At 68.0% G+C, this 18,661-nt stretch carries 19 protein-coding genes and 1 riboswitch; of the genes, 11 read left to right on the top strand and 8 right to left on the bottom strand.

Annotated features, from left to right (window positions below):
- Positions 1–7: 7 nt before the first annotated feature.
- Entirely contained in the window at positions 8–1,207 is a 1,200-nt protein-coding gene (gene moeB / locus ACFRAH_RS20105; protein WP_377992676.1) for a molybdopterin-synthase adenylyltransferase MoeB, read from the bottom strand.
- A gap of 84 nt (positions 1,208–1,291) precedes the next feature.
- On the opposite strand from moeB, the gene ACFRAH_RS20100 reads away from it, so the two are divergent.
- Genes ACFRAH_RS20100 through ACFRAH_RS20090 form a run of 3 tightly spaced genes read left to right on the top strand, consistent with a single transcriptional unit; the run spans position 1,292 to position 2,552 of the window.
- Entirely contained in the window at positions 1,292–1,960 is a 669-nt protein-coding gene (locus ACFRAH_RS20100; RefSeq protein ID WP_377992675.1) for a TetR/AcrR family transcriptional regulator, read from the top strand.
- Between the two features lie 56 nt (positions 1,961–2,016).
- A complete protein-coding gene (locus tag ACFRAH_RS20095) occupies positions 2,017–2,241 on the top strand; it encodes a DUF3107 domain-containing protein (protein ID WP_377992674.1) in 225 nt (74 codons plus the stop codon).
- Positions 2,242–2,249: 8 nt separating this feature from the next.
- Complete coding sequence (locus ACFRAH_RS20090; RefSeq protein ID WP_377992673.1) at positions 2,250–2,552, top strand: hypothetical protein; 303 nt, start codon at positions 2,250–2,252, stop codon at positions 2,550–2,552.
- On the opposite strand, the gene ACFRAH_RS20085 is transcribed toward ACFRAH_RS20090, so the two are convergent.
- The 4 genes from ACFRAH_RS20085 to thiO all read right to left on the bottom strand — a co-directional run bounded on the left by ACFRAH_RS20085 (position 2,549) and on the right by thiO (position 5,753).
- Positions 2,549–3,247 (bottom strand): 4a-hydroxytetrahydrobiopterin dehydratase, encoded by a 699-nt coding sequence (locus ACFRAH_RS20085; RefSeq protein WP_377992672.1) that lies wholly within the window; start codon positions 3,245–3,247, stop codon positions 2,549–2,551. The genes ACFRAH_RS20090 and ACFRAH_RS20085 overlap by 4 nt on opposite strands.
- Positions 3,248–3,305: 58 nt before the next feature.
- Entirely contained in the window at positions 3,306–4,100 is a 795-nt protein-coding gene (locus tag ACFRAH_RS20080; protein ID WP_377992706.1) for a thiazole synthase, read from the bottom strand.
- 5 nt (positions 4,101–4,105) lie between these two features.
- Positions 4,106–4,342 carry a sulfur carrier protein ThiS gene (gene thiS, locus ACFRAH_RS20075; protein ID WP_377992671.1) on the bottom strand — a complete coding sequence of 79 codons (237 nt, stop codon included), beginning with the start codon at positions 4,340–4,342 and terminating at the stop codon, positions 4,106–4,108.
- Positions 4,343–4,376: 34 nt separating this feature from the next.
- Complete coding sequence (gene thiO, locus ACFRAH_RS20070; RefSeq protein WP_377992670.1) at positions 4,377–5,753, bottom strand: glycine oxidase ThiO; 1,377 nt, start codon at positions 5,751–5,753, stop codon at positions 4,377–4,379.
- Positions 5,744–5,865, bottom strand: a riboswitch (TPP riboswitch). (Overlaps the previous gene by 10 nt.)
- 27 nt (positions 5,866–5,892) lie before the next feature.
- On the opposite strand from thiO, the gene thiE reads away from it, so the two are divergent.
- Entirely contained in the window at positions 5,893–6,597 is a 705-nt protein-coding gene (thiE, locus tag ACFRAH_RS20065) for a thiamine phosphate synthase (RefSeq protein ID WP_377992669.1), read from the top strand.
- A 9-nt stretch (positions 6,598–6,606) separates the two neighbouring features.
- On the opposite strand, the gene ACFRAH_RS20060 is transcribed toward thiE, so the two are convergent.
- On the bottom strand, positions 6,607–7,293 hold the full coding sequence (locus ACFRAH_RS20060; RefSeq protein ID WP_377992668.1) for a ferritin-like fold-containing protein: 687 nt from the start codon (positions 7,291–7,293) through the stop codon (positions 6,607–6,609).
- A gap of 41 nt (positions 7,294–7,334) precedes the next feature.
- Between ACFRAH_RS20060 and ACFRAH_RS20055 the strand changes: the two genes are divergently transcribed.
- The 3 genes from ACFRAH_RS20055 (at position 7,335) to ACFRAH_RS20045 (ending at position 11,720) form a co-directional block, all read left to right on the top strand.
- Positions 7,335–8,861, top strand: a complete 1,527-nt coding sequence (locus ACFRAH_RS20055; RefSeq protein WP_377992667.1) for an RNB domain-containing ribonuclease — start codon at positions 7,335–7,337, stop codon at positions 8,859–8,861.
- Positions 8,862–9,165: 304 nt separating this feature from the next.
- Positions 9,166–10,842, top strand: a complete 1,677-nt coding sequence (locus tag ACFRAH_RS20050; protein ID WP_377992666.1) for a DEAD/DEAH box helicase — start codon at positions 9,166–9,168, stop codon at positions 10,840–10,842.
- 5 nt (positions 10,843–10,847) lie between these two features.
- Entirely contained in the window at positions 10,848–11,720 is an 873-nt protein-coding gene (locus ACFRAH_RS20045) for a DNA-methyltransferase (RefSeq protein ID WP_377992665.1), read from the top strand.
- Between the two features lie 60 nt (positions 11,721–11,780).
- Here the strand turns inward: ACFRAH_RS20045 and ACFRAH_RS20040 are convergent, their stop codons facing one another.
- Positions 11,781–12,626: a PHP domain-containing protein gene (locus ACFRAH_RS20040; protein ID WP_377992664.1), complete on the bottom strand. Its 846-nt coding sequence runs from the start codon at positions 12,624–12,626 to the stop codon at positions 11,781–11,783.
- A gap of 49 nt (positions 12,627–12,675) precedes the next feature.
- Between ACFRAH_RS20040 and ACFRAH_RS20035 the strand changes: the two genes are divergently transcribed.
- Positions 12,676–14,265 (top strand): aminopeptidase P family protein, encoded by a 1,590-nt coding sequence (locus ACFRAH_RS20035; RefSeq protein WP_377992663.1) that lies wholly within the window; start codon positions 12,676–12,678, stop codon positions 14,263–14,265.
- An 85-nt stretch (positions 14,266–14,350) separates the two neighbouring features.
- On the opposite strand, the gene ACFRAH_RS20030 is transcribed toward ACFRAH_RS20035, so the two are convergent.
- Complete coding sequence (locus ACFRAH_RS20030; RefSeq protein WP_377992662.1) at positions 14,351–15,433, bottom strand: general stress protein; 1,083 nt, start codon at positions 15,431–15,433, stop codon at positions 14,351–14,353.
- Between the two features lie 77 nt (positions 15,434–15,510).
- On the opposite strand from ACFRAH_RS20030, the gene ACFRAH_RS20025 reads away from it, so the two are divergent.
- From ACFRAH_RS20025 to ACFRAH_RS20015, 3 genes are read left to right on the top strand one after another with little or no spacing between them, the layout of a single operon-like run.
- Complete coding sequence (locus ACFRAH_RS20025; protein ID WP_307104086.1) at positions 15,511–16,794, top strand: magnesium transporter MgtE N-terminal domain-containing protein; 1,284 nt, start codon at positions 15,511–15,513, stop codon at positions 16,792–16,794.
- Positions 16,775–17,497 (top strand): DUF1003 domain-containing protein, encoded by a 723-nt coding sequence (locus ACFRAH_RS20020; protein WP_377992661.1) that lies wholly within the window; start codon positions 16,775–16,777, stop codon positions 17,495–17,497. The genes ACFRAH_RS20025 and ACFRAH_RS20020 overlap by 20 nt, the downstream gene beginning before the upstream one ends.
- 10 nt (positions 17,498–17,507) lie before the next feature.
- Positions 17,508–18,635, top strand: coding sequence for an Mrp/NBP35 family ATP-binding protein (locus ACFRAH_RS20015; RefSeq protein WP_377992660.1), 1,128 nt, complete (start codon positions 17,508–17,510; stop codon positions 18,633–18,635).
- Positions 18,636–18,661 lie beyond the last annotated feature (26 nt).

Raw genomic sequence — 18,661 nt, 5'->3', positions numbered from 1 at the left:
AACGGGGTCAGTAGACGGGCTTCTGCGGCTCCACGTCGCGCACCCAGGCGAGGATGCCGCCGTCGAGATGGCTGACGCGCTGGTAGCCGGCCTTCCGCGCGGCGGCCAGCACCGTTGCCGAGCGCGTCCCGGCCTTGCAGTGGAACACGATGTCCTTGTCCTGCGGCAGCTCGCCCCACGCCTCGCCGGACAGGATGCGCCCCTGCGGGATCAGCACGGAGCCGTCGATCCGGACAATGTCGTACTCCCCCGACTCGCGCACGTCCACGAGGTCGAAGTCCTTCAGCCCGGCCTGCCGCGAGGCCAGCATCGTCGCCAGCTGGGTCGCCGTCACGGTGTGCTCCGTGTCGGTTGTCTCCGCCGGGGCGATGCCGCAGAACGCCTCGTAGTCGGTCAGTTCGGTGATCCGCGGGGCGTCGGGGTCCTTGGCCACCCGGATCTCGCGCCAGCTGCCGCCCAGGGCGTCGTACAGCGCCACCCGGCCCAGCAGGGAACGCCCGACGCCGGTTATCAGCTTGACGGCCTCCGTCACCATGAGCGATCCGACCGCCGCGCACAGCATCCCGAACACGCCGCCCTCACCGCACGAGGGAACTTCACCGGCCGGCGGCGCCTCCGGATAGAGGTCCCGGTAGGTGGGCCCGTGCTGCTCCCAGAAGACGCTGACCTGCCCGTCGAAGCGGAAGATCGATCCCCACACGTAGGGCTTGCCGAGGATGGCAGCGGCGTCGTTGACCAGGTAGCGCGTGGCAAAGTTGTCCGCGCCGTCCAGGATGAGGTCGTAGTCGGCGAAAAGCTCCAGTGCGTTGGAGGCGTCGAGCCTGGTGTTGTGCAGGCGGACGTCCACCAGCGGGTTCAGTTCCGCGATGGCATCGCGGGCAGACTCGATCTTGGGCCGGCCGACGTCCCGCACGCCATGGATGATCTGCCGCTGCAGGTTGCTCAGGTCCACGGCGTCATCGTCGATGATGCCGATAGTCCCCACGCCGGCGGCGGCCAGGTACAGCAGCGCCGGCGAGCCCAGGCCGCCCGCGCCGATGACCAGCACCCGGGCGTTCTTCAGCCGCCTTTGGCCCAGTGCGCCGATTTCGGGAATGATGAGGTGCCGGGAATACCGCTCCACCTCTTCGGTGGAAAGCGCGGGCCCGGGATCGACAAGGGGGCCCGGGAGCGTGCGGACTGTATTTGCGGTGGACGGAGAAGCCATACTTCAATGTATGCCTGAAGATACCGCGCGGTCATATTACCCCCGGGTAAAGTGAAGTTAACTGAAAAGGAAAGAAGGCCAACAGTGGTTCATCATGCACCGGTTGATCGAACTCAGGCCGCGCAATCCAATGCCGGCACGGTCCGCGCCCCCGGCCAGCGCTCCGCCAGGCTGCCGCGCGATGAGCGCCGTGCCCAGCTGCTGGCCGCAGCCCAGGAGGTCTTTGTCGCCAACGGCTACCACGGTGCTGCGATGGACGAGATCGCGGAGACGGCCCATGTCAGCAAGCCCGTGCTTTACCAGCACTTCCCCTCGAAGCGGGAGCTGTACCTTGCCCTGCTGGACAGCCATCTCGAGGCACTGACCGAGCTCATGCTCGGGGCCATGAACTCCACCACGGACAACAAAGAGCGCGTGCAGGCCGTCATGCGCGCGTACTTCCGCTTCATCGACAGCGACGACCAGGCACACCGGCTGGTGTTCGAGTCCGACCTCATCAACGATGCCGACGTCAGCTCGCGCCTGGAAACGTTCAACAAGACGTTCGCGGAGGCCATCGCGCGGATCATCGCCGAGGACACCAAGCTGCCGCTTCTGGAGGCGCAGCTGCTGGGACGCGGCCTGGCCGGCATGGCCCAGGTCAGCGCCCGCTACTGGCTCGAAACGGACGGCAACCTCGACCTCGATGTGGCCAGCGACCTGATTTACCGTTTAGCTTGGCGCGGAATCTCTCGCTTCCCCAAAGAGACCTAGACTACAACTGAAACTACCTTTGAAATTTCAACCTTGACTGGCTGGGAGGCCCTGCTGTGGAAGTAAAGATCGGCATTCAGAACGTCGGCCGTGAAATTGTGCTGGAATCGGCTCAGGATGCTGACGCTGTAGCCAAAACCGTGGCCGAGGCCATCGCCAAGGGCAGCGAGCTGCGCCTGAACGACGAGAAGGGCCGCCAGATCATCATCCCGGCCAATGTCCTCGGCTACGTCGAAATCGGCGCAGAGGAAGTGCGCCGGGTCGGCTTCGGCGCCCTGTAGGCCCAGCCGTGCTGTCCCTCGCGATCGTGCTCCTGGTGACTGCCGCGGCCGGCTTCATCGTTTGGGCCAACGACAGGCGCCACACCAAGTACGGCGTCCTCCTGCCGGCCGGTACCGCCGCGGCGGTGGGCATGCTCGCCTGGATCATCTGCATCTGGGCGGGGCTGGGCTACCAGCCGGGCTTGACGTGGATACCGTGGGTCCTTCCCATGGTGGCCGGAAGCGGTGCCGCCCTGGCTGTTGCGGTCTACCTGGGCCGTGCGCGCGCCAGGCAGGACACCCAGCGGCTGACGGCAGCGCTGAAGATTTAGCCGGCTTCAGGTCCGGCAGGCTCTTCCGTGCCCAGGTCCGGCCCGTGGCCTTCCTCGGTGCACAGGCAGAGCCGGTTTCCCTGGGCATCAGTGACCACCACCCAGTTGGGTGCGTGGTCACTGTTCATTAAGGCCCCGGTTGCTGCCGTCTTCTCCAGGGCGGGGGCCGACTCGGCCTTCGAGCGGTGGATGTCCAGGTGCAGGCGGTTCTCGTTCGGAGTCGGGGTTTCCTGGAACCACAGGCCGGGTCCGCGGCCGTACGGGTCCACCAGGTCCCCGAACCGGCCCTTCCGGTAACCCAGGGCCACGCGCCAGACCTCGGAGATCTCCGCCGCGTCAGCCGTGTCGATGCCGATGTCCACTGACCGGTAGAGCCCGGGCTGGGCTTCGGCGCCGGCCGCGCCCGCGGCAGCACTGACCGAGGCGGCGGCTCCGGTGTCCCGGGTGGTCACCTCGCCCCCAGCGTCGTGGGAGCTGAACCGGATGAACACGCGGTTGTATCGCCAGTCCAGGTCCGGATGGTGGTCCAGATCCTCTGCAATACGCCCGACGGCGGCAATCAGCTCAAGCGCGACGGCCGCCGTCGGCGTTTTATAGACGGTGACCAGTCCGCCCAGCCGGTAACGCCAGTCCGGAAGGCCGGCGAGCGCTTCGTCGATCTGGGGTCGGGTGAGGATGCTGTCCCTGGCGGCCACGGCTGGCTCCTTGGAAGTACCTGGAGAGCCTGCCCGGAACCGTCAGGGCTGACCGGGCTTAGAGGAACTCCGCCCGGCCTTCCATGGCCGACGACGCCAGTGCATGCTCACGGCGCGGGATCCGCCCGCCCGCACGCGCCAGCCTACCGGCGATGACAGCGTGTTTGAAGGCCTCGGCCATGACTGCGGGGTTCTGCGCACGGGTGACGGCCGTGGCCAGCAGCACGGCATCGCAGCCCAGCTCCATGGCAAGCGCCGCGTCCGAGGCCGTACCGATTCCTGCATCCAGGACCACGGGAACGGACGCCCGGGAGACGATCAGCTCGATGTTGTGCGGATTGAGGATGCCCAGGCCGGTGCCGATCGGTGCACCCAGCGGCATGACGGCCGAGGCTCCCAGGTTTTCGAGCCGGAGCGCCAAAACGGGGTCGTCGTTGGTATAGGCGAAGACCTTGAAGCCGCGGTTGACCAGCTGCTCGGTGGCATCCACGAGTTCCACGGCATCCGGCAGCAGTGTGTGCTCGTCCGCGATGACCTCGAGCTTGACCCAGTCGGTCTCCAGCGCCTCACGCGCCAGCTCGGCCGTCATGACCGCGTCCCGGGCCGTGAAGCAGCCGGCCGTGTTGGGGAGGACGCGGATGTTGTGGTCCACCAGCAGCTGGAAGAGCGAGCCCGTTTCGGCAGGCGAATAGCGCCGCATCGCAACAGTTGTCAGCTGGGTGCCGGATGCAACCAGCGCCGTGCCGAGACCGTCCAGGCTCGGAGCGCCCCCGGTGCCCATGATGAGCCGCGACGCCAGCTCCACCCCGTCAATGACCAGGCTGTCTGCTGTTTCAATCAATGTTTCTGCCATCATGCTCATCCTCCTTGGACTGCCGTGACGAGTTCGATCTCGTCGCCCTCGGCGAGGGCGGTGCTGTGCCACTGGCTGCGCGGCACCACGGCCGCGTTCCGGGCCACCGCAACTCCCAGCCGGCGTCCGTCGGCGGCCTGTCCGCTGGCGGACAGGCGGCGTCCCGTGACCTGGCTGACAAGTGTGGTGACCGAGGCGCCCTCGCCTACTTCCTGTTCAATACCGTTCAAAGTGATGTTCATGCTGATTCCTTGTTTGGGTCAAATGTGACGTGCGTCATGCCGGAGTGCCCGCGGCGGCCGGGGTCACCCGCGGTGGTCGGTTCGGCGCCTGGCCCGGGACCGGGGTGAGCCCCGCGGCAGCGCCCCGGGCATCCGGGATCCCGGGGGAAAACCGGGCCGGCCGGAACGCGGCCCAGCGTGGGTCGGTAATGCCATCCATGAGCTGGCGGCAGATCGCCGCGGCGGCCGGGGTCAGCAGCACGCCGTGGCGGAAGAAGCCCGTGGCGATGATGAGGCCCGCCACGTCCGTGCCGGCATCCTGCCCACGTGCGGGTACGCATGCAGGCACACGGCCCAGCAGGGGCGCGTTGTCCGGAGTGCCCGGCCGTGCCCGGGCGGTGGCTTCGAGCAGTTCAAGTTCGGCGACGGCCGGCAGCAGCGCCTGCGCGTCACGAAGCAGCTGGTAGACGCCGCCGGCGCTGGTGCCCGGCACGCCGTCCTCGCGCTGGGTGGCACCGATCACCACGGTGCCGTCCTGGCGGGGCACGATGTAAACCGGGACGCCCCGCACCATGCCCCGGACGGTGGCAGTAAGCAGGGGCTGCAGGTGCGCGGGGACCCGGAGCCTGAGGATGTCCCCATGGACCGGGCGCAGCGGCAGCTGGAGCCCGTCCGGCAGGTGCTGCAGGTGCGCCGCGGCCAGGCCGTTGGCCACCACCGTCTCGGCCGCCCTGACAGTTCCGCCCCCGGCCAGCCGGACCCCGCAGACACTGCCGCCGTCCCAGAGCAGGCCGGCGGCGTGCTCCCGCACCGCGAACCCGTCGGCCGCCGCAATCTCCTGGCGCAGTAACTCCTGGCCAGAGCCGGCCAGCCCTGCGGCCAGCGCTTTCACAAGCCTGCGCGGATCCACCTGGTGGTCCGCCGGGATGTCCAGGGCGCAGGAGATTCCGGGGCTGAGCAGCGGCTCCCGGGAGCGTGCCTCGCGGATGGTCAGCGGTTCAACATCCAGGCCGTGGGTCCGCTGCACGTCCCGCAGGTCCATCAGGGCGCGCCGGTCGGCGGGATCCGCACCCAAGGCAAGGGTCGGCGTCGTGAGATACCCGGCGTCCCCGCCGGCAGTGAGCGTGGCGGCAAACTCCGGCCACCTGGCCGAGGACTCCAGCATCAGCTCCAGGAGCCCTTCCTCCTGGTAGTGCAGTTCGCTGACCGGGGCGAGCATCCCGGCCGCAGCCCAGCTTGCGCCGCTGCCGGGGGCTTCATCGATGAGCACCACCGAACGGCCGGAACGCCGCGCCTCCCAGGCGATGCCGTGGCCCACCACGCCCCCGCCGATGACGGCCACGTCTGCCTCGACTACTGTGCTGGCCTCAGCTGGTGTGCCGGTCTCAACTGATGTGGCGGCACAATCGTCGCCGCTGGATTCAGGATTCATGATTTCCTTCCCTACGCCGGTACTAACCGGATCAGGTCAAGCGGTCGGCTCTGACGCCCTCTCAGCCCTGCGCCATTTATGACATCGGCAACGGGCTCCCGCGGTACCTGCCCAGTTTAGAGGAACTAAGGTGGTTGCCATGACCGAGCACTCTGCCCACACCGCCGCCCGCCTGTACCTCTGCACCGACGCCCGCAAGGACCGCGGGGACTTTGCGGACTTCGTGGACGCGGCGTTTGCCGGCGGCGTAGACATCATCCAGCTGCGGGACAAGAGCATCGAGGCGGCCGAGGAACTCGAGCTGCTGGAGATCGTCCACGCCGCGGCCCGCAGGCACGGACGGCTTTGGGCCGTGAACGACCGCGCCGACATCGCGTCCATCGCCGGCGCACCGGTGTTCCACATCGGCCAGAAGGACCTGCCGCTGCGCGCTGCCCGGAAGCTGCTGCGCGATGCAACGGTGATCGGGCTGTCCACGCACAGCACGGAGCAGATCGATGCCGCCGTCGCCGCCGCCCACGGGCGCAGCGGCCTTGACTATTTCTGCGTCGGCCCGCTCTGGGCCACCCCCACCAAACCCGGGCGCGCCGCCGTCGGACTTGAGCTGCTGACCTATGCGGCGGAGGCTGTGCGCACCGCGAACGAGGAACGGGTGGGAGGCCTGCTGCTGCCCTGGTTCGCGATCGGCGGGATCGACCGAACCAACGTCGAGCAGGTCCTGGCAGCCGGAGCCAGCAGGATCGTCGTCGTCCGCGCAATCACGGAGGCGTCCGACCCGGCCGCGGCGGCGGCGGAACTGCTCGACGCGCTCGACGCAACGTCCCCGGCAGCCATCGCGCGATAGCCCGGCGCGCTACCCGCTCAGGCCCAGCTGGACCATCCGCTTGGAATGGTTTTCCGCGACCTCGGCGGTGATGCCGCGCACCAGTTCCCGTGCGGTGGCGTCCGTGGCGCCGGGTTCCGCCTCGACGAACAGTTCGCTCAGAAAGGCGTGTTCGTGGCCCACCCGCTGGGCCTGCGTGATCGCTTCACCGAGGAGGCGGCGGCCCCACAGCGCCAGCCTGGACGCGAGCCGGGGGTCGTCGGCCAGCGCTCCCCTGAGCCGCTCCCGGAGGACTGCCGTGGCCTCCTCGGACGACTGGATCTGCTCGATGACCTCCCGGGTTCCGGCATCCACGAACCGCGCGACAGCCTGGTAAAAATCGGCGGAAACGGTGTCCGCCACATACGCCTTCATCAGGGATTCGTACCAGTCCGCCGGGCGGGTCCGTTCGTGGAAGTGGTCCACGGCCGACTGGAACGGCAGCATCGCATCTTCGACGTCCACACCCATCTCCGCCAGCTTGGCACTCACCAGTTCGTAATGCTGGAATTCGATGACGGCGATCCTGCCGAGCACGGCACGGTCATGAAGCGTGGGCGAGTAGCGGGCGTCGGAGGACAGCCGTTCGAACGCGGACAGTTCGCCGTAGGCCATCACACCGAACAGGTCTGCAACGAAGCGGTCGTAGCGTGCGGTGCCAGCCGAGGATGTGCCCATAATCCAAGACTAACGGCGCAATTCGGGCTAACCTGATTTTCGTGTCACATCATCGGCTGTCGCCCAGCGTCCACGAGCAGACCAACGCGCTCGCGGACGCCCTGAGCGCGCTGCGGACGGAACTGGAGCTTCCCGGGGAGTTCCCCGAGGACGTGCTCAAGGAGGCCGAAGCCGCCGTTGCCGGCCGGGAATTCCCGGCCCTGGACCTGACCGGGGTGGAGTTCCTGACCATCGACCCGCCGTCGTCCACCGACCTTGACCAGGCCCTCTTCATCGAACGGCGCGGGGACGGCTACCGGATCCTTTACGCCATTGCCGACGTTCCGTCCTTCGTGCAGCCGGGCGGCGCGCTCGACGCCGAGACCCGGCGCCGCGGGCAGACGTTCTACGCCCCGGACGGCCGGATCCCGCTGCATCCGGAGGTCATCAGCGAGAACGCCGGAAGCCTGCTGGCCGGGCAGCTGTGCTCGGCCTTCGTCTGGGAGTTCGAGCTCGACGCCGCCGCGGAGGTGGCGTCCGTGCTGGTGCGCCGGGCTGCCGTGCGCAGCCGGGCCAAGCTCAACTACAAGGGTGTCCAGGCGGACCTCGACGCCGGCACGGCCCCGCCCATGCTCCAGCTCCTGCGCGAGGTGGGGCTCAAGCGCGTGGACCTGGAGCGCGCCCGCGGCGGGGCCAGCCTGAACATGCCGGAACAGGAGATCGTCCAGCTTCCCGACGGCGGCTACCGGATCGTGGCGGTCCCGCAGCTTCCGGTGGAGGACTGGAACGCGCAGATTTCGCTCATGACCGGGATGGCTGCAGCGTCCCTGATGCTCGAGGGCAAAGTGGGGATCCTGCGCACCATGCCGGCCCCCGATGAACGCTCACTCAGCCATTTCAAGCGGCAGACAGCAGCGCTCGGCAAGCCGTGGGACGGGCAGGAAAGCTACGGCGAATACCTGCGCACCCTCGACCCCACCGACCACCGGCAACTGGCCATCCTCCATTCGGCCGGCATGCTGTTCCGCGGAGCCGCGTACACGCACTTCGACGGCACCGTTCCGGAGGACGCCGTCCAGTCGGCCATCGGCACGGCGTACGCCCACACCACCGCACCGCTGCGCCGCCTCGTGGACCGGTTCGTGCTGGTCATTTGCGAGGCACTGAGCAACAACCGGCCGGTGCCCGGCTGGGCCCGCCAGGCGCTGCCCTCACTGCCCGAGATCATGGCGTACTCGGACCAGCTGGCGGCACGGATGGAACGCCTGGCGCTGGACACCGTGGAAGCCGCGCTGCTGATCAACCACATCGGGCAGGAGTTCGACGCCGTGGTGATCTCCGGGTCAAAGCCCGCCAGGAACGGCAACGGGAACGGCAATGGCAACGGGAACGGCGCAACCGGCGGGAACGGCAAGGGCCTGAACGGCAAGTGGACCAACGGGTCCGGCCCCTCAGGCGTGGTCCAGATCGCCGAACCGGCAGTAACGGCCCGGTGCGAAGGCGAAATGGAGCCCGGCACCAAGGTCCGGGTCCGGCTCATCTCCTCCGACATCACAACCCGGGAAATCCGCCTCGAGCTCGTCGACTGACCCGCTGCGGACGGCAGGTGCTGGCCCCTGCGGCGGCGTGAGTCAAGGAAAACACGGGTTTGCCAGTAGACTGGGTGGGTAGTAATGGATGCCCGGTCGTTGATTTCGTCGATTTGAATTCAACAAGCCCGCCCCTACGCGATCTTGAGTACCACCCGCCGGTCCCCAGTGCCGGCAATTAGATAGCCCGCGATCGGCTTCCACTGGAATTGCTTGCGCGCCTGAGCGTGCTCCGGAACGGCCCCCGCGGCCGCCGCCGTTGAGCAGGCGGCGCCAATGCCTAAATGAATAAGGAAACTCCCCTGTGAGTGAATTGCATACCCACCAGCTGCTCTCCGATGACACCGGCACCGAGACCATCGAGCCGGAAGAGACCATCATCTCGGACGAGAAGCCGCACGAAATAGCCGAAAAGTCGTTCGCCGACTTCGACGTCCGCGCCGACATCGTCGAATCCCTGGCGGACGCCGGCATCACGCACCCCTTCCCCATCCAGGCCATGACGCTGCCCGTCGCGCTGTCCGGCCACGACATCATCGGCCAGGCCAAGACCGGCACCGGCAAGACCCTCGGCTTCGGCATTCCTGCGCTTCAGCGGGTGGTGGGCCGCGACGACGCCGGCTTCGACAAGCTGCCCGCACCGGGCGCACCGCAGGCCATGGTGATCGTTCCCACGCGTGAGCTCGCCGTACAGGTTGCCAACGACCTCCAGACCGCCTCCCGCAAGCGCAACGCCCGGATCGCCACGATCTACGGCGGACGCGCCTACGAGCCGCAGATCGATGCGCTGCAGAAGGGCGTCGAGGTTGTGGTCGGCACGCCCGGCCGCCTGATTGACCTCTACAAGCAGAAGCACCTGGTCCTGAAGAACGTCAAGATCGTGGTGCTGGACGAAGCTGACGAAATGCTGGACCTCGGCTTCCTTCCCGACGTCGAGACCCTCATCGCCGGCACCCCCGCCGTCCGCCAGACCCTGTTGTTCTCCGCCACCATGCCCGGCCCGGTCATCGCGATGGCCCGCCGGTACATGACGCAGCCCACCCACATCCGCGCCGCCGATCCTGACGATGAGGGCCTGACCAAGCGCGACATCCGGCAGCTGATCTACCGCGCCCACAGCATGGACAAGACCGAGGTGGTCTCGCGTATCCTGCAGTCCCGCGGCCGCGGGCGCACCATCATCTTCACGAAGACCAAGCGCACTGCCGCGAAGGTGGCCGAGGAACTGGTGGACCGCGGCTTCGCAGCTGCCGCCATCCACGGCGACCTCGGCCAGGGCGCCCGCGAGCAGGCGCTCCGTGCCTTCCGCAACAACAAGGTGGACGTCCTGGTGGCCACCGACGTCGCCGCCCGCGGCATCGACGTCGACGACGTCACGCACGTCATCAACTACCAGTGCGTCGAAGACGAAAAGATCTATCTGCACCGCGTGGGCCGCACCGGCCGCGCCGGCAACAAGGGCACCGCCGTGACGTTCGTCGACTGGGACGACATGCCGCGCTGGGGCCTCATCAACAAGGCGCTGGGGCTGAGCGTTCCCGAGCCTGTCGAGACGTACTCCTCCTCGCCGCACCTCTACACCGACCTGGACATCCCGGAGGGCACCAAGGGCCGGCTGCCGCGCAGCAAGCGCACCCTCGCCGGCGTCGATGCCGAGGTCCTCGAGGACCTGGGCGAGACCGGCAAGAAGAACAGCCGCCCGGGCGGCCGCGATTCCGGCCGCTCCGGCAGCAGGGAAGGCAGCCGCCGCGGCAGTGACGCGGGCAAGCGTTCGGGCGAGCGCCGCCGTCGTTCTTCAGACAGCCGCGCGTCAGAGTCCGGCGCGGATGCCGGAACAGGCGCCGCCGCCACCGCGACCGTTGAAGGTGAGCAGCCGGCACGCCCGCGCCGCAACCGCACCCGCACGCGCCGCCGCAACGGCGAAGTGGTCTCCGGCAGCGAAGCCGCAACCGGCTCGCAGCCCGGCACCGAGGCCCCATAGCCTCAATGAGTGAAACTGTCTGGGCGCCGGACGGCAGCAACCTGGTGGTGCACGCGGATAACGCGGAGTTCCTCCCCACGCTGCCGGACGGCGCCTTCACGCTGATCTACGTGGATCCGCCCTTCAACACGGGCCGGGCCCAGCAGCGCCAGGAAACGAAGATGGTGCTCAACGCGGACGGCGACGGCGACCGGGTGGGTTTCAAGGGCCGCTCCTACGACACGATCAAGGGCGCCCTGCACCGGTACGACGACGCTTTCAGTGACTACTGGTCCTTCCTCGAGCCGCGGCTGGTGGAGGCCTGGCGGCTACTGGCCGACGACGGCACCCTGTACCTGCACCTTGACTACCGCGAGGTCCACTACGCCAAGGTGATGCTGGACGCCATCTTTGGCCGGGCGTGCTTCCTGAACGAGATCATCTGGGCCTACGACTACGGTGCGCGCGCCAAAAACCGCTGGCCCACCAAGCACGACAACATCCTTGTCTACGTCAAAAACCCGGCGAAGTACCACTTCAACAGCGCCGAGGTGGACCGGGAGCCCTATATGGCCCCCGGTCTCGTGACTCCTGCCAAGCGTGAGCTGGGCAAGCTGCCCACGGACGTCTGGTGGCACACCATCGTCTCCCCCACGGGCAAGGAAAAAACCGGCTACCCCACGCAGAAGCCCGAGGGCCTGATCCGCCGGGTGGTGGCCGCGTCCAGCCGCCCGGGCGACTGGTGCCTGGACTTCTTCGCCGGTTCCGGCACCCTCGGTGCGGTGGCGGCCAAAATGGGGCGCAGGTTCGTCTGCGTGGACCAGAACCAGCCGGCCATCGACGTCATGGCCAAGCGGCTGGGGGCGCACGCCGAGATCGTCTCCTGCCCGCCCAGCTAGCTCGCATTAGTTGTCGTTTTGACGCCTCAAAACGAACAACTGCTGCCGGTCAGTTGGGCTTTAACGAACGACAGCGGTGCCCGTGCCCTGCTCCTCGATCCGTTCGAACACGTCCGGCGCGGTCAGGTTCTCCCCCAGCCGGTTGGGCTTGCCGAGGCCGTGGTAGTCCGAGGACCCCGTCACGAGTAGCCCGTGCCGGGCGGCGAGCTTGCGCAAAAATTCCCGGCCCTCTTCGGGGTTGTCCCGGTGGTTTACCTCCAGGCCGGCCAGGCCGGCGTCGATCATGTTGTGGTACGTGCTTTCACCCACGATCCGCCCCCGCGCGGACGCAACCGGGTGGGCGAAGACGGGAACGCCGCCTGCTGCGCGGACCAGTTCGACGGCGAGTGCCGGCTCCGGCGCGTAGTGCTGCACGAAGTAGCGCGAATGCGACGTGAGGATCGAGGTGAAGGCCTCGGAACGGTCCGCCACCACTCCGGCGGCCACCAGCGCATCGGCGATGTGCGGCCGGCCCAATGTGGCCCCCGGTGCCACGTGGTGGATGACGTCGTCCCAGCTCAGGGGGTAGTCCTCGGCCAGCAAAGTGACCATGCGCTCGGCGCGGGTGAGGCGCGCTTCCCTGGCCTTCGTGATTTCCTCGAGCAGGCCGGGGTGGGCGGGGTCGTGCAGGTAGCTCAGGAGGTGGACGCTGATCCCCTGGTCCGTCCGGCACGAAATTTCCATGCCGGGCACCAGCGCCACGCCGTTGTCCAGCGCCGCCCGGGACGCTTCCGCCCAGCCGTCCGTGGAGTCATGGTCCGTCAGCGCGATAACGTTCAGCCCCGCCGCGGCCGCGGCTGCCATGACGTCGGCCGGTGTCTCCGTGCCGTCGGAAATATTCGAGTGGGCGTGCAGATCTATCCTCACCAGCCCAGCCTAGTAGATGGCGTGCGTTGACGGGTGAGACTATGGGACGGTGAACGATGCAGACAACACCCACAACGGTGAACCCACAGCTTCCCAGCCCCTGGAAGAGCGCGTCAACAACCGCTCCCAGCGGCCCACTTCCGCTGCCTTCAAGGCCTTCATGGCCAGCAACTGGGCGCCGGCGCCGGAGGAGACCCCTCAACGCGACGCCGTCGCCAGCCACGCCGCGAGGAGGCGGCGGGCCATCTCGGACCAGTTCAAGGGCGAACGCCTGGTGCTTCCGGCCGGGCCCCTGAAGGTCCGGTCCAACGACTGCGACTACCGCTTCCGGCCGCACTCCGGCTTCGCGCACCTCACCGGCCTCGGGCTGGATCATGAGCCCGACGCCGTGCTCATCTTCGAACCCGTCGAGGAGGGAAAGGGCGACGACGGCGGCAGCCACCGCGCCACGCTCTACTTCCGGCCGCTGGCCGGGCGGGACACCGAACAGTTCTATGCCGACGCCCGGTCGGGCGAATTCTGGATCGGCGCACGGCCCACACTGGCGGAGTTCGAGGCCCGGCTCGGAATCCCCACCGCCCACATCGACGAACTCGAGGTGGCCGTCACCAAGAACGTCGGCGCCCCCGAAATCGGCGGCATCTCCATCCGCCTGGTGCGCAAGGTGGACGAAAACATCGATGCGCTCGTGGACACCGCCCGCTACAACACGGCCAAGGACCCGGACAACCTCGACCTTGGCGTGCTGGACGCCCTCGACGAGAAGCTCTCCGAGGCACTCTCCGAGCTGCGCCTGACCAAGGATGAGTGGGAAGTCGGGCAGATGCAGGCCGCGGTGGCCGCCACCGTGGAAGGCTTCACCGAAGTGGTCAAGGCGCTGCCCCGCGCCCTGACGCATTTCCGCGGCGAACGCGTGGTGGAAGGCGCCTTCTTCGCCCGTGCCCGGGAGGAAGGCAACGAACTCGGCTACGACACCATTGCCGCCTCCGGGAACAACGCCACCGTGCTCCACTGGACCCGCAACACCGGCAAGGTCAACGCCGGAGAGCTCATCCTGCTGGACGCCGGCGTTGAGGCCGATTCGCTCTACACCGCCGACATCACGCGCACGCTCCCGGCCAACGGCAAGTTCTCGGACATCCAGCGCAGGATCTACGAAGCCGTCCTGGACGCTGCCGACGCCGGATTCGCGGCCGCCCAGCCCGGCGTGAAGTTCCGCGACATCCACACGGCCGCCACCACCGTGCTCGCGGAGCGGCTGGCGGAATGGGGCCTGCTTCCGGTCTCCGTCGAGGAGGCCCTCGGCGAGGACGGCCAGCAGCACCGGCGCTGGATGCCGCACGGCACCAGCCACCACCTTGGCCTCGACGTCCACGACTGCGCCCAGGCCAAGCGGGAACTCTACCTGGACGGCGTGCTGCGGGAGGGCATGGTCTTCACCATCGAACCAGGCCTGTACTTCAAGCAGGAAGACCTCGCCGTTCCCGAGGAGTACCGCGGGATCGGCGTGCGCATCGAGGACGACATCCTGATGACCGCCGAGGGCCCGGTGAACCTCAGCGCGGCGCTGCCCCGCACAGCGGACGACGTCGAGGCCTGGATGGCCGGCATCTACCAGGAGGCCGACGCCAAGGCATAGCGCCTGCCTGCACCAACGAAAGAGGGACGGCCACCGGATGATCCGGTGGCCGTCCCTTCGTGCTGGACGTAAACAGCGTCCGCGGCTAGTGCTGCTGACCGTCCCGGCCCTGCTCGGCCTGGTTGGGGTCCACCCGAACGCCGTACTGCGGCCGGCCGTCCGGCAGGTCCGGATAGCGGACGGACGACGCCGGGCGCTGGCCGGCTGCCGGCGCGCCCTCTGCGGCCTGGTCCTCCTGGTTAGCCCCGTACTGCTGGTTGGCAGCGTTCTGCTGGGCCTGCTGGTTGGCACCGTAGTGCTGTCCGGAACCGTATGGCTGCTCTGCATCGTAGGGCTGGTTGGGGTCGTACGCCTGGCCCGGCTGGCCTGCTCCATACTGCTGGCTGTCCTGCTGCTGCCCGCCGTGGGCGTGCTGGTCCGCTCCATGCTGCTGGTCTGTGCCGTATTGCTGACCTGTGCCGTATTGCTGGCCTGTGCCGTACTGGTGGGTTGCGTCCTGCCCGCGCTGGCCGTAGGGGTCGTTCCACCCGGCCGGCCGCTGCGGCGCCTGCCCCTGGGATGCGCCCTGCGGCGGACCCTGGTGCCGGCCCGGCTGCTGGTGGGGCTGGTTCTGGTAGTCGTGCTGGGTGTAGGACGCCTGGCGGGAACCGGCAGTGGCGTCGGACGGCGTCATGGGGAGCTGCTGCAGCAGCCTGCGCGCTTCATGGGCAGCCTCGAAGGCAACGATGACGTCGTAGTTGGTGGCAACCACCTGGCTGGTGGAAGTGAAGTCGCGCTTGCCGCGCTGCATGGCGTAGGTGACGATCCCGAACAGCATGAAGAACGCCGCGCCCATCAGCACCGAACTGATGATGGAGAACGTTCCGCCGGCGGGTGTGAAGAAGGAGAGCATGACGCCGACGAACAGGCCGAACCACATGCCGCTCAGCGCACCGGAGAGCGCCACCCGCGGGTAGCTGAGGCGGCCCGTCACCCGTTCCACCATCTTGAGGTCGTTCCCCACGATGGACACCAAGTGCACCGGGAACTGCTGGTCGGCGAGGTAGTCCACGGCCTTTTGGGCGTCCAGGTAGGAGGTATACGAGCCGACGGTATCCCCGGTGGGGACGGTCTTCGATTCGTCCGAGCCGTTGGGCGCAGCCTTCGGAGCACCAAAAATGTTTGCCATAACCCCATTCTTGCCCATAAGGATGGGTGAAAGCTGAAAATTCAGCTAAAAGAGAGCAGACTCGGTAGCCTGTAGAGGTGAGCACGAATCCTACCCGCGTCTTTGTTGCGCGCCTCCTGGGACTGGACGTCTTCGACCCCTTGGGCGACCGTCTGGGGCGGTTGCGTGACGTCGTCGTGCTCTCCCGCGGAACCCGCGGCGCCCCGCACGTGGTGGGCATCGTCGTCGAAGTTCCCGGCAAGAAGCGCGTCTTCGTGCCCATGACCCGCATTACCTCCATCGACCAGACACAGATCATCTGCACCGGGCTGGTCAATCTCCGGCGCTTCGAGCAGCGCGGCGCGGAGACCCTGGTGGTGGCTGAAATGTTCGACCGCCGGGTCACCCTCACCGATGGCAGCGGCGACGCCACCATCGAGGACATCGCCATGGACCAGCACCGTTCGGGCGACTGGTTCGTGAGCAAGCTGTTTGTCCGGCGCGGGCATTCCCTCGCGCCCCTGAGCAGGCTGCGGCGCAACGAGACCATGATCATCGACTGGGCCGACGCGCACCAGGGAGCCAAGACGGAACCGCAGGCCGCCACCCAGTTCGTGGCCAACCACGAGGACCTCAAGCCCGCGGACTTCGCCGAAGCGCTGCAGGAAATGAGCGACAAGCGGCGCTTCGAGGTTGCCAGCGAACTGCAGGACGAGCGGCTTGCCGACGTCCTCCAGGAACTGCCCGAGGACGACCAGGTGGAAATCCTCTCCGCCCTCGACGTCCAGCGCGCCGCAGACGTCCTGGAGGAGATGGACCCTGACGACGCCGCAGACCTCCTCGGCGAGCTGCCGTCCGCCCAGGCGGAGGAACTCCTTCAGCTGATGGAGCCCGAGGGCGCCGAGGACGTCCGGCGCCTCCTCGAATACGACGAGGACACCGCCGGCGGCCTCATGACCCCCGTTCCCGTCATCCTGCCGCCCGAAGCCACGGTGGCCGAGGCCCTCGCCCACGTCCGGCGCGAGGAACTCTCCCCCGCCCTTGCCTCATCCATCTTCATTGCCCGTCCGCCACTGGAAACCCCCACCGGCCGGTTCCTTGGCGTGGTGCACATCCAGCAGCTGCTGCGCTTCCCCCCGTTCGAGTCGCTGGGCAACCTCGTGGACAAGAACCTCGAGCCGCTCTCTGACCTTGCCCACATCAGCGAGGTGGCCCGCACGCTCGCCACGTACAACCTGAACTCGCTGCCGGTGGTCAACCAGGCCGGCCGGCTGGTGGGCGCGGTGACGGTGGACGACGTCCTGGACCACCTGCTGCCCGATGACTGGCGGGCGAACGACGGCGAAGCCCCGGTCAGGAAGCTTGGTGGCCGCATTGGCTGAGAACACGGTAAAAGGAACCCGCCCGGGCGGGAAACCGGCGGCCCAGGGCAGCCTGGATACGCCGCTGAGCGGCCGGCAGCGCATCCTCCCGAAGTTCTCGCCGAACCCTGACGCGTTCGGCCACGCGACGGAGGGCTTCGCCCGTTTCATGGGCACGCCGCAGTTCCTGCTCTACATGACCGTGTTCTGTGTATTCTGGCTTGCCTGGAACACCTTCGCCCCCACTGAGTGGCAGTTCGACAAGGTCGAACTCGGGTTTACGCTCCTGACCCTCATGCTGTCCCTGCAGGCCTCCTACGCCGCGCCGCTGCTGCTGCTTGCGCAGAACCGCCAGGACGACCGCGACCGCGTGTCGCTCCAGCAGGACAGGCAGCGGGCCGAACGCAACCTGTCGGACACCGAATACCTCACCCGGGAACTGGCCTCGCTCCGGATCGCGCTGCGTGAAGTGGCCACCCGCGACTACGTCCGGGCGGAGCTGCGCAGCCTGCTGGAGGACCTGCTGGAAGCGCAGGAGGAGCTCCGCACCCATGAGACCACCGGGCCCGGAATCCATGAATCGCCGCGCGAACTGGTCCGGGAAAAGCTGAAGGAGAAGCGGGAGCGGCAACGGAATCCGCGCACCCAGCAGATCCCCAAGGTCAAGTCTGAAAAAACGCGGCAGGGCCGGGCAGCCCACCGACCCACCACTCCCGAAAGCTGAGCACCACGGCATGAGCACCACCCTCGTTCAGGCAGTCAACGCTGCCCTGGCAACCGTCATCGACCCGGAACTCCGGCGCCCCATCACCGAGCTGGGCATGGTTGATTCCGTGGAGATTTCCGACGACGGGACCGTCCGCCTGGCGGTGCTGCTCACCATTGCCGGCTGCCCGCTGCGCGACACCATCACCAGGGACTCCGAATCGGCGCTGCTGGACGTCCCGGGCGTCACCGGCGTTGAGGTTGACCTGAAGGTCATGACCCAGGCGCAGCGCGACGCACTGAAGGAGCAGCTGCGCGGCCCCGGCGGCCAGCGCGGCATCCCGTTCAACCAGGCGGGGTCCCTCACCAAGGTCTTTGCGGTGGCCAGCGGCAAGGGCGGCGTGGGAAAGTCCTCGGTGACCGTCAACCTCGCCTGTTCCCTCGCGGCACAGGGGCTGCGCGTGGGCATCGTGGACGCGGACGTGTACGGCTTCTCGGTGCCGGCCCTGATGGGGATCACCCAGGCGCCCACCCGGGTCGACGACATGATCCTGCCGCCGGTGGCCTACGGCGTGAAGGTCATTTCCATCGGCATGTTCGTCACCGGCAACCAGCCCGTTGCCTGGCGCGGGCCAATGCTGCACCGGGCCCTGGAACAGTTCCTGACCGACGTCTACTTCGGCGACCTTGACGCGCTGTTCCTGGACCTCCCGCCGGGCACCGGGGACATCGCCATCTCCGTGGCGCAACTGCTGCCCAAGGCCGAGATCCTGGTGGTCACCACTCCCCAGGCCGCCGCGGCCGACGTCGCGGAGCGTGCCGGGGCCATCGCTACCCAGACCGGACAGACGGTGGCCGGGGTCATCGAGAACATGTCCTTCCTGGAAATGCCCGACGGCGGGCGGATGGACCTGTTCGGCAGCGGCGGCGGGGAGGTGCTAGCCGAGCGGCTCAGCGCGTCCACCGGCACGGACGTGCCGCTGCTGGGCCAGATTCCGCTGGACATTCTCCTGCGGGAGGGCGGCGACTCAGGCAAGCCCATCGTGCTGGGCGGCCCGGATACACCCGCCGCAACGGCCCTGGCCGGCATCGCCGGAAAGCTCGCGGCCAGGCCGCGGGGACTGGCCGGGATGAAGCTGGACGTCCAGCCCCGCTGATTGAGCCCGTGCCCGCTGACTGAGCC

It is taken from the genome of Arthrobacter sp. NPDC056727, from assembly GCF_042790555.1.
In the GTDB taxonomy this organism is placed as follows: domain Bacteria; phylum Actinomycetota; class Actinomycetes; order Actinomycetales; family Micrococcaceae; genus Arthrobacter.
The sequence above is the reverse complement of the archived record's forward strand: the minus strand, read 5'-3'. Positions and strand labels throughout refer to the sequence as shown.

Coding starts and splice junctions, on each gene's coding strand:
- thiS (WP_377992671.1), bottom strand. CDS start 4,342: ATGAACATCACTTTGAACGGTATTGAACAGGAAGTAGGCGAGGGCGCC.
- ACFRAH_RS20015 (WP_377992660.1), top strand. CDS start 17,508: ATGAGCACCACCCTCGTTCAGGCAGTCAACGCTGCCCTGGCAACCGTC.
- thiE (WP_377992669.1), top strand. CDS start 5,893: ATGACCGAGCACTCTGCCCACACCGCCGCCCGCCTGTACCTCTGCACC.
- ACFRAH_RS20060 (WP_377992668.1), bottom strand. CDS start 7,293: ATGGGCACATCCTCGGCTGGCACCGCACGCTACGACCGCTTCGTTGCA.
- moeB (WP_377992676.1), bottom strand. CDS start 1,207: ATGGCTTCTCCGTCCACCGCAAATACAGTCCGCACGCTCCCGGGCCCC.
- ACFRAH_RS20080 (WP_377992706.1), bottom strand. CDS start 4,100: ATGGCAGAAACATTGATTGAAACAGCAGACAGCCTGGTCATTGACGGG.
- thiO (WP_377992670.1), bottom strand. CDS start 5,753: ATGAATCCTGAATCCAGCGGCGACGATTGTGCCGCCACATCAGTTGAG.
- ACFRAH_RS20045 (WP_377992665.1), top strand. CDS start 10,848: ATGAGTGAAACTGTCTGGGCGCCGGACGGCAGCAACCTGGTGGTGCAC.
- ACFRAH_RS20030 (WP_377992662.1), bottom strand. CDS start 15,433: ATGGCAAACATTTTTGGTGCTCCGAAGGCTGCGCCCAACGGCTCGGAC.